Annotated in this window: 9 protein-coding genes and 1 riboswitch; of the genes, 4 read left to right on the plus strand and 5 right to left on the minus strand. The window is 51.7% G+C overall.

Translation table 11 applies throughout. The features are described from left to right. Window positions 1–66: 66 nt before the first annotated feature. The 5 genes from paeA to queF form a co-directional block, all read right to left on the minus strand. Window positions 67–1,377: a polyamine export protein PaeA gene (paeA, locus tag LVJ83_RS07220; protein ID WP_244783852.1), complete on the minus strand. Its 1,311-nt coding sequence runs from the start codon at window positions 1,375–1,377 to the stop codon at window positions 67–69. A gap of 466 nt (window positions 1,378–1,843) precedes the next feature. Beyond that, a complete protein-coding gene (coaBC, locus tag LVJ83_RS07225; RefSeq protein WP_244783853.1) occupies window positions 1,844–3,025 on the minus strand; it encodes a bifunctional phosphopantothenoylcysteine decarboxylase/phosphopantothenate--cysteine ligase CoaBC in 1,182 nt (393 codons plus the stop codon). A 364-nt stretch (window positions 3,026–3,389) separates the two neighbouring features. After that, window positions 3,390–4,838, minus strand: a complete 1,449-nt coding sequence (gene gtfA / locus LVJ83_RS07230; protein ID WP_244783854.1) for a sucrose phosphorylase — start codon at window positions 4,836–4,838, stop codon at window positions 3,390–3,392. A 528-nt stretch (window positions 4,839–5,366) separates the two neighbouring features. Continuing rightward, window positions 5,367–6,047: a 7-cyano-7-deazaguanine/7-aminomethyl-7-deazaguanine transporter gene (locus LVJ83_RS07235; protein ID WP_244783855.1), complete on the minus strand. Its 681-nt coding sequence runs from the start codon at window positions 6,045–6,047 to the stop codon at window positions 5,367–5,369. A 92-nt stretch (window positions 6,048–6,139) separates the two neighbouring features. Next, on the minus strand, window positions 6,140–6,613 hold the full coding sequence (queF, locus tag LVJ83_RS07240; protein ID WP_244783856.1) for a preQ(1) synthase: 474 nt from the start codon (window positions 6,611–6,613) through the stop codon (window positions 6,140–6,142). Window positions 6,614–6,616: 3 nt separating this feature from the next. Further along, window positions 6,617–6,661: riboswitch (PreQ1 riboswitch) on the minus strand. Between the two features lie 374 nt (window positions 6,662–7,035). Here queF and LVJ83_RS07245 point away from each other — a divergent pair. The 4 genes from LVJ83_RS07245 (at window position 7,036) to LVJ83_RS07260 (ending at window position 12,365) form a co-directional block, all read left to right on the plus strand. Beyond that, the gene (locus LVJ83_RS07245; protein WP_244783857.1) at window positions 7,036–7,530 is read left to right on the plus strand and encodes a MarR family transcriptional regulator; all 495 of its coding nucleotides are present in this window, start codon (window positions 7,036–7,038) and stop codon (window positions 7,528–7,530) included. A gap of 45 nt (window positions 7,531–7,575) precedes the next feature. Continuing rightward, entirely contained in the window at window positions 7,576–8,976 is a 1,401-nt protein-coding gene (locus LVJ83_RS07250) for an efflux transporter outer membrane subunit (protein WP_244783858.1), read from the plus strand. A gap of 351 nt (window positions 8,977–9,327) precedes the next feature. Beyond that, the gene (locus tag LVJ83_RS07255; protein WP_244783859.1) at window positions 9,328–10,509 is read left to right on the plus strand and encodes an HlyD/EmrA/EmrK family protein; all 1,182 of its coding nucleotides are present in this window, start codon (window positions 9,328–9,330) and stop codon (window positions 10,507–10,509) included. Between the two features lie 332 nt (window positions 10,510–10,841). After that, on the plus strand, window positions 10,842–12,365 hold the full coding sequence (locus LVJ83_RS07260) for a DHA2 family efflux MFS transporter permease subunit (RefSeq protein ID WP_244783860.1): 1,524 nt from the start codon (window positions 10,842–10,844) through the stop codon (window positions 12,363–12,365). Window positions 12,366–12,497 lie beyond the last annotated feature (132 nt).

Genomic DNA, 12,497 nt, shown 5'->3' on the forward strand with positions numbered 1-12,497 from the left:
AGGACACCCTAACAGCCTTTATCGAAAACCCGTTTTCAGACGGCCTGCTAATCAGCTGCGGGATTTTCAGGCCGCTTCTGTTGTGCCGGCAAGCGGATTGAGCGACACCAATAATTGATCTACTTTAAGGTTGTCGGTATCGATGATTTCAAATTTGTATTTATCGTATAACACAAAATCGGTTTTCTTCGGAATTTTGCGCAGCATATACATCATAAAGCCGCCGATGGTTTCGTAGTTTTCCGAGTGGGGAAAATCCACAATGTCTAAGGCCCGCATCACATCCTCCAGCGGGGCGGCGCCTTCGATCAGCCATGAAGTTTCGCTGCGTTGGATAATCTGCGGTTCTTCTTCGGTGGCCACCAGTTCGCCCATCACGATGCTCATCACGTCTTTCAGCGTGACCACGCCGACCACCAGCGCATATTCGTTGACGATAACGGCAAAGTCGTCGCCGGCGTTTTTAAACGTTTCCAATACTTCATACAGCGACAGCGTGTCGGGAATAAACAAGGCTTTGCGCAATACGCGCCGGTCGGTGAGGCGGATGTTTTGCTCTTTCAGATAAAGCGTCAGCAGCGTATGCGATTCGATGTAGCCGATCACTTTTTCCAACTCGCCGTTGCACACCAGAAATTTGGCGTGCGGTTTTTCGGCCATGATGGAAAGCACGGTTTCGATGTTGTCGTTTTTATCGAAATAAGCGATGTTTTCACGCGCATTCATGGTTGAGGTGACGGTGCGTTCCTGCATATCGAAAATATTTTCAATCAGATAATGCTCTTGCTGCTTCAACACGCCCGCTTGTGCGCCGGCATCTACCACGGCGTAGATATCTTCTGATGTGAGCTGGTCGGTGCGCACGGTAGAAATTTTTAAGGCTTTGAAAATCGCATTGGCAATGCCGTCGAAAAACAACACAAAAGGTTTCAGCACAAAAATCAGTAACATTACCGGCCGCACCACGCGCACGGCGATGCGTTCAGGATGAGTCATGGCAAAGCGCTTTGGCATCAGATCGGCAAATAAAATAAACACGCCGGTTACCAGCATAAACGACAGCAGCGAAGCCGCTGTTTCTACCCAACCGGCATCAATATGGCTGCGGATGATGCCGTTGAGAAAAGGGCGTATTGCCGCTTCACCGACAATACCGCCGAGAATTGCCACCGCATTGAGGCCGATTTGCACCACAGTAATGAAGCTGCCCGGCTGCTCTTGCATTTTGAGCACATCCAGCGCGCGCACATCGCCCTCTTTGGCCATCACTTGCAATTTGATTTTGCGTGACGAGGCCAGCGCCAGCTCGGAGCATGAAACAAAACCGCTGATGGCAATCAGCAGCAGAATGATGAACACAGCTTCAAGAATATTCATAAAGGCAGAAAGTGGTGGCAGATAAGGCGATTGTAGCACTTTTACGGATAACACCCATGCACAAAAATAATCTAACGGCGTTGGCTTGCCTATGCTCGAAGAGGGCCGGGTTAGCCACAGCGCTGAAGCGCCAAGTCAATCGGCGCCTACTGTCTTCGGCTCGCCGTCTGGTTAGCTTATTTGGGTAATAGGTCTAAGGCCACGGCCTGCTTATGATTTTTCGCCTGATAAAACGTATCGTGCGGATGGTATTGAAAGGCCGTCTGAAAAATATTTCAGACGGCCTGAACGATGATGTTTCTAGGGTGTTCTGATGTTTCATATGTCATCATCTTTTTTGCGCTAAAAGCACATCTGCGTTAAAAAGCCTTGCAAGATGCCCAATCTTGCTGCGTTTTTTGCCCGGCACCTGCATTTTCAGGAATAAAAATCCCCTCATAAACGACACATCAAGACACCCCAGACCCTACGGCAACTGCTCGGCCAATCTGGCCACGATGGCCGCGGCAGCTTCAGGCTTGCCGGTTTCGGGCAGAGATGTTTCACCGCCGGCATCGATGATGGTGATTTGATTGGTGGTTTTGCCCATGGCAACAGATACATCGTTGGCAACCAGCATCGGTATATTTTTGCGCAGGCGTTTGGCGCGGGCGTGTTCGATGATATTGTGGCTTTCGGCGGCAAAACCGATGCAAAACGGCGGCTGCGGCAATGCGGCAACCGAAGCGAGGATATCGGGGTTTTCGGCCAGCTCGATAACCGGCAGGGCGCCGTTTGCTTTTTTCAGCTTGTGCACACTGCTGTTTTTCACTTTATAGTCGGCAACGGCCGCCACGCTGATGAATACATCTTGGCCGGCAATGCGGCGGTGTACGGCTTCATACATGGCTTGTGCGCTGAGCGCCTGTTCGGCGGCAGCCAGGCCGGCGGGCAGGGCGGTTTGCATCTGGCCGTATACCAGCGACACTTCGGCACCGGCGGCACGGCAGGCGCGGGCGAGCGCTACACTCATTTGGCCGCTGGAAATATTGGTGATGCCGCGCACAGGGTCGATGGCTTCGAAGGTGGCGCCGCCGGTAATCAACACTTTTTTGCCTTGCAGCTGCTTCGGTGTCCATAAATCAGGCAGTAAATCGGCCAGCTCGGCCGCTTCAGGCATGCGCCCCACGCCGGTTTCGCCGCAGGCCTGTTCGCCGCTGGCCGGTTGGAACACGGTAATGCCGTCGGTTTGCAGCAGGGCGATGTTGCGGCGGTTGGCCGGGTTGAACCACATTTCAACATTCATGGCCGGCGCAACGGCCAGCGGGCATTTGCGCGCGGCGGCAAGGTTGGTGAGCAGGTTGTCGGCAATACCGCCGGCAATTTTGGCGAGCGTGTTGGCGCTGGCGGGGGCAATCAGAAACACATTGGCACGGCGGGTAAGGTTGATGTGTGCCATGCCGTTGCCGCCGCTCTCGCCGCTGTGGGTGTCGGACAGCACCGGGTTGCCGCTCAGGGCTTGAAAGGTGAGCGGCGATACGAATTCGGTGGCGGCGCGGCTCATGGCCACGGTAACGTCGTGGCCTTGTTTTTTCAACAGGCGCACGAGTTCGCAGGATTTATAAGCGGCAATGCCGCCGGAAATGCCGAGGAGGATGTGTTTGCTCATAATCTGGCTTTAAATGTGATGAAAGGCCGTCTGAAAATAAGGGCGGCGAGGCCGAAACCAAGTTTCAGACGGCTGTTAATATAGCATATGGGCGTGAAACTGAATAATCCGACTTTGTTGTTTCGTCTTTAGTTCTGCTCTGAATCGGTTCTGTTCATACCGCCGTGTTGTGATGGTAAAACTCAAATGGGGACAGGGGGGGCTGAATGCTGTCGGACAGCTTAATGCTCAGCAACCCGACAGCCCGGTTATTTTTATGAATCGGTATAAACGCATGTTTGTGTGTGGTAAACAAAGATAAGGCCGTCTGAAACGTTGTTTTTCAGACGGCCTCAATAGCCGGTTGGTTTATAAAATCAAATATTTACAATTTGATTTCGCGGCTTTTGCCATCAATGGTTTCAACAATCGAGAAGGTTTGCGCTTTGGTGTTTGCAGTCATCACGGCGGTGGTGTTTTCGGCCGCGTTGGTCCAGCTGATTTCAATTTCGTTTTCTCCCAGCGCTTTCACGGCAAATTCACCGTCAAACGCAGGGCTCGTATTGCGGAATTTCAGCAGATTAAACAATTGCTGCACCACGGGGCGTTGTACTTCGCGGTCGATTTCGTCCAGAGTGTAGTAGTGGCGGTTGATGTTGCGGCCTTCTTTGGTTTTTTCCAGCAATTCGATATCGTTTTCGCCGGCCAGCAGACCCACGTAGTAAATCTGCGGAATGCCCGGTGCAAAGCATTGCAACACGCGGGCGAGGATGTAGGCTTGGTCGTTGTTGCCCAGTGCCGAATAATAAGTGCAGTTGATTTGGTAGATATCCAAATTATTGTATTCGGCGCTGCTGTATTTTTTCTTCACGTTGGCGCCTTGGGCATACAGCGCTTCGCGGGCGGCTTCGGTTTCTTCGTCGCTCATCAGGTCTTTAACGTCGACCACACCGATGCCGTCGTGGGTGTCGAGGGTAGTGAATTGTTTGCGCGGGCAGATTTCCATCCAGTGCACCAAGCGGTCGACACGGCCGCTGAAGAGGGTGTGCAGCACCAGCATCGGCAGCGCGAAATCGTATACATAATAATCGTGTTCGGCGATTTTGAGCTGGATGGTGTAATGCTCGTGAATTTCAGGCAATACGGTAACGTTGTGCGCATCGAGCACATCGGTGCATTCTTTCAGGGTTTCCCAGATTTCCGGCTCAACGAAAAAGCAGTTGGTGCCGATTTTTTTGTTGGCATAGGCAAAGGCATCAAGGCGGATGATGGATGCGCCTTGTTTGCTTAAAAATTCGAGGTTGTTTTTGATGAATTTTTTGGTGGTGGCGGTGGTAACGTCTAAATCCACCTGCTGCTCATCAAAGGTGCACCACACTTTTTCTGCCGTGCCGTCGGCAAATTCGGCCATGCGGTAGGGCGCCCGCGGTTTGCGTTTGTAGATTAAATCGACCTGCTCTTGCGTAGGCTCGCCGTTGGGCCAGAAATTTTTATAACGGATAAACAAATCGGCATATTCCGAGGCGTCTTTTTTCTCAAGGAAATCTTTGAAATAGGGCGATTGGGCGGAGATGTGGTTGACCATAAAATCAAACATCAGGTAATAATCTTCTGCCAGCGCATTCACATCTTTCCAGTCGCCGAATGCGGGATCGACTTTGGTGTAATCCATAGGGGCAAAACCACGGTCGCCCGATGAAGGGAAAAACGGCAAAATATGCACGCCGCCCACCACGTCTTTGAGCGGGCCTTGCAATACTTTTTGCAAATCTTTCAGATTGTTACCCAAGCTGTCGGCATAGGTAATCAGCATGGCTTCGTTTTTTAGCTGCATGGTTTTTTCCTGTGGTTGTCTGGATATAGAAAGCAGGGCGGCAGTATCGTAACATGTGTTGTCAGGGGCATGTCGACTGCGGCTTAACCGGTGTGGTTTTGCCGGTAAATGGTGCAGGCAAAGCATTAAGACACCGATGTCATTGACTATATCATATCAATCCGGTGCGGCAAGTTCAATGAATGGCGGGTAATAAAAGATAAAGGTTTTATCTTGTTTGATATAAAACAAGCTTTTATGTGGTGAGGCCGGCAGTGCAGAGCATGCAGGCTTTTGTGTAATAACGTTGTCGCCGGATAACTGATGCCCATTTATAGACGAATCGGGAAGAAGAAGCTAGGGTGTCCCGATGTGTTAGATATCATCTTTTTTGTGCTAAAAGTATCTGCTGTGTTAAAAATTTGCATACAGTGCCTAACTTTTAGCGCAAAAAATTTGAATCATGCTGAATCGCCAGAAGGCCCTGATGCAGTCGGGTTGCTGTGATAAATGAGCATAAATGTTTCAGACGGCCTCGGTATTGCGGTATCAGGATTCTTGTGTCGTCCATTCGGCAGCGGCTTGCGGCTGTTTCAGAGTGGTCAGTTTTTTGGTTAGGATATTCAAAATCAGGCCATAAGCCGGCAAGAAAAACAATGTGCAGATAGCCAGTTTGAACAGATAGTCGACAAAGGCGATTTCCGGCCAGTGAGACGCCATAAAGGCATCGTTGCTGGCATAAAACGCAACACTGAAAAATACCAGCGTATCCAGTGCATTGCCCAAAAAGGTTGAGGCAGTGGGTGCTGCCCACCAGGATTTCAGATGGCGCAGGCGGTTGAATACGAAGATATCCAAAAATTGGCCGAAGGCGTAGGCGGCGAAACTGGCCAGCGCGATGCGGCCGACAAAGGTGTTGAATACGGCAAGCGATGCCCAGCCGGTCCAGCTGCCTTCGCTGAATAATACTGAAAACACATACGATAATGCCAGCGCCGGCAGCATCACCCAAAAAATAATCCGCCGCGCCAGCCTTTGGCCGAAAATGCGCACGGTTAAATCGGTAGCCAGAAAAATAAACGGAAAGGTGAATGCGCCCCAAGTGGTGTGAAAGCCGAAAATATCAAATGGAAACTGCACCAGATAGTTGCTGGAAGCAATCACCAGGATGTGAAAAAGTGCCAGCCATATCAGTGCTTTGTGTTGCTGTGCTTGGGTGAATTGATACATGATGAGGTGTCTTTATGATGGTTTGCAAAAAATAAACAGGCGTTTCAGACGGCCTGATGGATGTCAGGCCGTCTGAAAAAACCCGCAGCGGTTTATTGCATATCGTGGCGGAACAGGCGTTCGCGGGCGAGGTTTTCAAACTCGGTGCCCGGCTCGCCATAATTGGCAAACGGATGGATGGCAATGCCGCCGCGTGGGGTGAATTCGCCGAACACTTCGATGTATTTCGGCTGCATCAGCGCGATAAGGTCTTTCATGATGATGTTGACGCAGTCTTCATGAAAATCGCCGTGATTGCGGAAGCTGAAAAGATAAAGCTTGAGTGATTTGCTTTCCACCATTTTGATGTTGGGAATATAGCGGATGTAAATGGTGGCAAAGTCGGGTTGGCCGGTCATCGGGCACAAGCTGGTAAATTCGGGGCAGACGAATTTGACGAAATAATCATTGCCCGGATGTTTGTTGTCGAATGCTTCGAGCACTTCTGGCGCGTATTCGGTTTTGTATTGCGTGTTTTGATTGCCCAACAGCGTGATGCCGGCGAGCGCTTCGGTGTTGCGTGACATATTGATTCCTTAGTTTTTTAATGTGGGAGGTTCTCGAACCACAAGGGGCGTTATTTTAATATAAACGGCAGGCTTTGTGCGCTTTTTCGGTGATATGGAAATAAAAGGCGGCGTTGGGTTTAGGATTCGGCCAAAATGCAAACGGTCTCAAAGGCAGGGTGGGATATTTATATCAAAATAAAATATATGTGTATGTAAATCAAAATAAAAGGTTGGTTTTTCTGTTAATTGGATGGCATAATCCGGGTTGCAGCCGTTTGTTGGCAGAGCAAACCGATTATCTTGTTTTTAGTTATGTAAATAAGTGTTTCGTTTACCATGCAGGCAGTTTGAATCTGAATATTTTAATGCTGCCGGCCGGCGGTTGTTAGGCGGTTGAGCGGCTTCTAAATTCCATACCTGTCAATCTTGAGAATATTATAATGAGTTTTTCACAAATAGAGCTGATGAATGCTTTGCACCTGTTGTCTGAACGCCTGCCTGATTTTTCCGAGCAGCAGGCACAATCCAACCGCTTGTTGAGGGTGGTAACCGAGCGCTTGAGCAGCCATCTGAATGAAGGCTTGAAAGAATTCGGCATCAATGAAAATCTGTGGTTTGCCATGTTGGCACTATATGTCAGCCCCAACAGTGAAATTCTGCCTTCGCGCTTGAGCGATCTGATGGATCTCACCCGCACCAGCGCCACCCGCCTTTCAGACGAAATGGTGGAACACGGTTGGGTGGAGCGCCACATCAATCAGCAAGACCGCCGCCAAATTGTGTTAAAATTAACCGCTGAAGGTGAAGCCTTTATCCAAAAAGTGTGGCCGAAAATAGCCAGCAAAAGCGGCGCTGCATGGGAAGACTTCACCAATGACGACTACGCCCAGTTGCAACATCTGCTGAGCAAGCTGCTCGCCCGTTTGGGCGGCTGATTTCAGCTTGCTGCAACGGGCTTGCTATCTGACACAGAGCCCGAAATGAACATTCAAGCTACCGTGCGCGGCTTGGGCATACTTAGTATATGTATGCTCAGCGCTTGCGCCCCGTTTGGCAAACAGTCGCCGTTGGAAGCTCCAACGGCGTATTCGTTGCCGCAAGGGCAGTCTGCCCATATCTCCCGCGCCGACTGGTGGATGCAGTTGCGCAACCCCCAACTCAACCGTTTAATCGAACAAGCCTTTGCCGGTTCGCCCGATTTACGCACCGCCAAAGCCCGTTTCGAGCAGGCGCAGGCGCAATTAGGCATTACCGAAGCGGCCACCGGGGCGCAAATTGGCGCTTCTATCCGCGGTGCCGGCGTGTATGTGTCGCCCAAGCCGTCTGCGCAACAGGGCGATCCGGATCATACGATGGTGCTGGCAAATGCAGCTTTGCAAGGCAGTTGGACGTTTGATTTTTGGGGTAAAAACCGGGCGAAAATCGCATCGGTTTTGGGGCAGCGCCGAGCCATCGCCTATGAAACCGAACAAATCAAAATCGAGCTGGCTCACGCCGTAGCCGCGCAATATTTTGCCTGGCAAAACCTGACCGGACAGCAGCAGCTGTTGGCTCGGCGTGTGGCAGATGCAGCCGAAACCGAAAAACTGCTCAACCAGCGTATCCGCGCCGACCTGCTGCCGGCCAGTGCGGCTTATCCCGCGGTATTGGCGCAGCAGCAACTTCGGGCACAGCAATTGCAATTGGTGCGAAACGCCGCCCGTGTGCGCCACAGCTTGGCCGTGTTGAGCGGGCAGGCGCCTAATGCGCTGGACGGCGGCAGCCCTTCGGCATCCAATACCGCGCCTGTGTTGGTGGCGGCAGATATCCGCGCCGATTTGTTGGGCAGCCGGCCTGATATTGCCGCCCAACGTGCTTTGTTAGCTTCCCGTTTGCAAAATGTTCAGGCGGCCAGAGCCGAGTTTTATCCCAATATCGAATTGAAGTTGCTGGCAGGGTTTGCCCATATCGATGCATTTAATCTGGTGCACGGTAAAAATTCGGGCATGCTTGGCGTGTTGCCGGCGCTGAATCTGCCGATTTTCACTTCTGGTGCGTTGCAATCGGGTTTGGCAGCACGGCATGCAGAATACAACCAACAGGTGGCGCTGTATGATCAAACCGTGTTAAATGCCATGCGTTCGGCTGCCGATGCGGTGAGTGATTACCAAACGCTACAAGGGCAGGCGGCATTGCAGCAGCGGGCGGCATCGGTGGCCGAAAAAGCCGCCGCTGCCACGCAACGCCGGATGCGTGCGGGTTTGGATAACAAGCTGGCTTATTTGCAAAAGCACGACGAAGCTTTGCAAGTGCAAATGCAGCTGGTGCAGACACAAAATGAATGGCTGACGGCATGGAGTAATCTGCATGCCCAACTTGGCGGCGGCTTTCAGGCGGAGTAAACTAAGCGCCGACATGCCTTAGGGGGTCCTGATCTTCGATTTATGGGTGTATTTTTCCCCTGAAAGCGCATCTGCTGCATTTTTTGCCTGGCATTTGTACTTTTATCACAAAAAATCTGAATGATTCTGAATCGTCAAGATACCCCTAGGATGTCCTGACAATTCATATAATAATTCATATGCCATTGTGTTTTGCGCTAAAAGTACACCTGTTGCGTTAAAAAGCCTCTGCATTTCCAGAAGCAAAAATTCCCTCATAAATGACACATCAGGATACCCAAGAGGCCGTCTGAAAATACCCGGCGGCCTCCACAAGCCATTCATTCAATCAAAATAACGGAATATAAAAGCATGAGCGATTCCCAAGAAAACACAGCGGCCGCTGCCGCGCCCCAAAAACAGCGCGTGCCCGGCCGCCGCAAGCGCAACCTTACCTTGGTAACACTGTTGTTTATCGCCATCGCCTTGGGCTTTGCGCTGATGTATTTTTTGGTGTGGCAAAACGAAGAAGAAACCGAAGATGCCTATGTGGCGGGGCATTTGGTGCAAATCACTCCACAAATCGCCGGCACAGTGCGGAAAGTGGCGGTTGATGATACCGACATCGTAAAAAAAGGCGATGTATTGGTGTCGTTGGACGACAGCGATTTTCAACTGGCTTACGAGCGGGCGCAAAATGATTTGATTCAGGCCATCCGCCAAAACAAGCAGCAAACCGCCGTTTCTTCGCAGGCAAGGGCACAAGTGCTGGCGCGTAAAGCCGATTTGGCCACTGCACAAGCCGATTTGCGCCGCCGGGAATCGCTGGCGGGCACTGATGCCATTTCCGGCGAAGAGCTGAGCCATGCACGTGCGGCGGTGGTGCAGGCGCAGGCAGCATTGCGGGCGGTTGAAGCCGAAGAAACCTCGGCACAGGCCGCTTTGGGCAACAACATTCCGTTGCGCCAGCAACCTGCGGTGCAGAGTGCGGTGAGCCGCATTAAAGATGCGTGGCTGAATTTGCAGCGTACGCAAATCCGTGCGCCGATCGCGGGGCAGGTGGCCAAGCGCAACATCCAAGTCGGCCAGCGCACGGCGCCCGGCACGCCGATGATGGCGGTGGTGCCGCTGCAAAATTTGTGGGTGGATGCCAATTTTAAAGAAGTGCAATTGCGTAAAATGCGCATCGGCCAACCGGTGGAAATGACTGCTGATTTATATGGCGGCAAAGTGGTGTATCACGGCCGCGTGATGGGTTTGTCGGCCGGTACCGGCAGCGCTTTCTCGCTGTTGCCGGCACAAAATGCCACCGGCAACTGGATTAAAGTGGTGCAGCGCGTGCCGGTGCGCGTGAGCCTGGATGCCGCCCAATTGCAGCAACACCCTTTACGGGTGGGGCTGTCGATGACGGTAACGGTGGATACGCACGACGGCAGCGGCCAAACCATGACGGCGGCGGCTGAAAAAAATGCGGCCATACCGGAAGCCGATGCGGTGGATTGGACGGCGGCTGACGAATTGATTGATCAGATTTTTGAAAAATATGCCAAATAAAGGCTGAAGTGTTTCAGACGGCGGCAGATTTGCAGTTTTGGCAGCCTTTGAACACTTTTTGCCGGATAAACCGCGTCATGTTTCGAGAATGGGCAGGCTGAAAATATAATCGTACGGCCGCGCGACTTGATGGATAAGCTAATATCGGGCCGGCTTGCGTTTACTTTCAGACGGCCTCTGCAACCTCTATCTCGATGATCCTCCGCCTGTTGCAGGTTCAAATGTTTGAGCAGGGCTTGTGCTTTTCAAAAATAATCTGTCTGTGTGGCTCTGTTTGGGCTGGAAAACCATGTCTGTGCCCGGCGCAATGAAATGCCGATAGCGAGAAAAAAATGACTTACCCCCCGTTGCAAGGTATGCGTTTGGTGTTGGTAACACTGGCGCTGAGCCTTGCCGTATTTATGGAAGTGTTGGATTCGACCATTGCCAATGTGGCGGTGCCGGTGATTGCCGGCGATTTAGGCGCGGCAACCACGCAGGGCACGTGGGTGATTACATCATTTGCGGTGGCCAATGCGATTTCGATTCCGCTGACCGGATTTCTGGCTCGCCGTTTCGGCGAGGTTAAGATTTTTGTGTGGTCGGTTATCGGCTTTGTGGTGATGTCGTGGTTGTGCGGTATTGCCCATAATCTTGAATTGCTGGTGTTGTTCCGCGTGTTGCAGGGTTTGGTGGCCGGGCCGCTGATTCCATTGTCGCAAAGCCTGCTGATGGCATCGTATCCGCCTGCCAAACGCACGCTGGCGCTGGCTTTATGGGCGATGACGGTGGTGGTGGCGCCGGTGTTGGGGCCGATTTTGGGCGGCTGGATTTCCGATAATTGGCATTGGGGCTGGATTTTCTTTATCAATATCCCCATCGGTATCATGGCCGCTTTCGTAGCGTGGCGGCAGCTGCGCGAACGCGAAACCGAAACCGTGCGCACGCCTGTGGATTATATCGGCCTGATGCTGATGGTGGTCGGCGTCGGCGCTTTGCAAATGATGCTCGACCGCGGTAAAGAATTGGATTGGTTTGCCTCCGGCGAAATTATTGTGTTGGCGGTGCTGGCGCTGGTGTGCCTCACTTATTTTATTGTGTGGGAATTGGGCGAAAAATATCCGATTGTGGATTTGTCGCTGTTTAAAGACCGCAATTTTACCGTCGGTGTGATTACCATTTCGCTCGGCTTTATGCTGTATATGGGCACATTGACCCTGTTGCCGCTGGTGTTGCAGTCTCATTTGGGCTACACGGCCACGTGGGCGGGTTTGGCGGCGGCGCCGGTGGGTATCTTGCCGGTGATCTTATCGCCGATTATCGGCCGTTTCGGCGGCAGGCTGGATATGCGCTGGCTGGTGACCGGCAGCTTTTTAGTGTTTGCTTTTACCTTTCACTGGCGCACCAATTTTTATGCCGGCATGGATTTCGGCAATGTAGTGTGGCCGCAATTCTGGCAAGGTTTGGGCGTGGCGATGTTTTTTATGCCGCTTACCGCGATTACGCTGTCGAGAATGCAAGGCTCGCAAATCGCCGCCGCCAGCAGCCTGTCGAATTTCTTGCGGGTATTTATGGGCGGCGTGGGCGTATCGGTGGTGACAACGATGTGGGAAAAGCGTGAAGCACTGCACCACACCCAGCTGGCTGAGCAAATCACACCTTATTCGGATGCCGTCAATCAATCGGTGCAAAGCATGGTGCAATCGGGCTTGTCGCAAGAACAGGCATTCGGCAGCATGGTTCGCGCTATTACCCAGCAAGGTTTTATTATCGGCTCGAATGAAATTTTTTGGGGCGGCAGCATTTTGTTTGTGGTAATGATCAGTGTGATTTGGTTTGCCAAGCCGCCGTTTGGCGCCGGCAGTGGCGGGCATTAAATATAAGGCCGTCTGAAAATATGCTTTTCAGACGGCCTTATACTCTACTCATACTCATTCACAAAAATAACCTAACGACAAGGCGAACCCTGTCATTAGGTTATTTTTACAAATAAGTATTGATTATTGCAG

Source organism: Uruburuella testudinis (genome assembly GCF_022870865.1).
GTDB lineage: Bacteria > Pseudomonadota > Gammaproteobacteria > Burkholderiales > Neisseriaceae > Neisseria > Neisseria testudinis.

Excerpts from the sequence above, each read along its gene's own strand:
- paeA (WP_244783852.1), bottom strand. The coding sequence starts at position 1,377 with ATGAATATTCTTGAAGCTGTGTTCATCATTCTGCTGCTGATTGCCATC.
- coaBC (WP_244783853.1), bottom strand. The coding sequence starts at position 3,025 with ATGAGCAAACACATCCTCCTCGGCATTTCCGGCGGCATTGCCGCTTAT.
- gtfA (WP_244783854.1), bottom strand. The coding sequence starts at position 4,838 with ATGCAGCTAAAAAACGAAGCCATGCTGATTACCTATGCCGACAGCTTG.
- LVJ83_RS07235 (WP_244783855.1), bottom strand. The coding sequence starts at position 6,047 with ATGTATCAATTCACCCAAGCACAGCAACACAAAGCACTGATATGGCTG.
- queF (WP_244783856.1), bottom strand. The coding sequence starts at position 6,613 with ATGTCACGCAACACCGAAGCGCTCGCCGGCATCACGCTGTTGGGCAAT.
- LVJ83_RS07245 (WP_244783857.1), top strand. The coding sequence starts at position 7,036 with ATGAGTTTTTCACAAATAGAGCTGATGAATGCTTTGCACCTGTTGTCT.
- LVJ83_RS07250 (WP_244783858.1), top strand. The coding sequence starts at position 7,576 with ATGAACATTCAAGCTACCGTGCGCGGCTTGGGCATACTTAGTATATGT.
- LVJ83_RS07255 (WP_244783859.1), top strand. The coding sequence starts at position 9,328 with ATGAGCGATTCCCAAGAAAACACAGCGGCCGCTGCCGCGCCCCAAAAA.
- LVJ83_RS07260 (WP_244783860.1), top strand. The coding sequence starts at position 10,842 with ATGACTTACCCCCCGTTGCAAGGTATGCGTTTGGTGTTGGTAACACTG.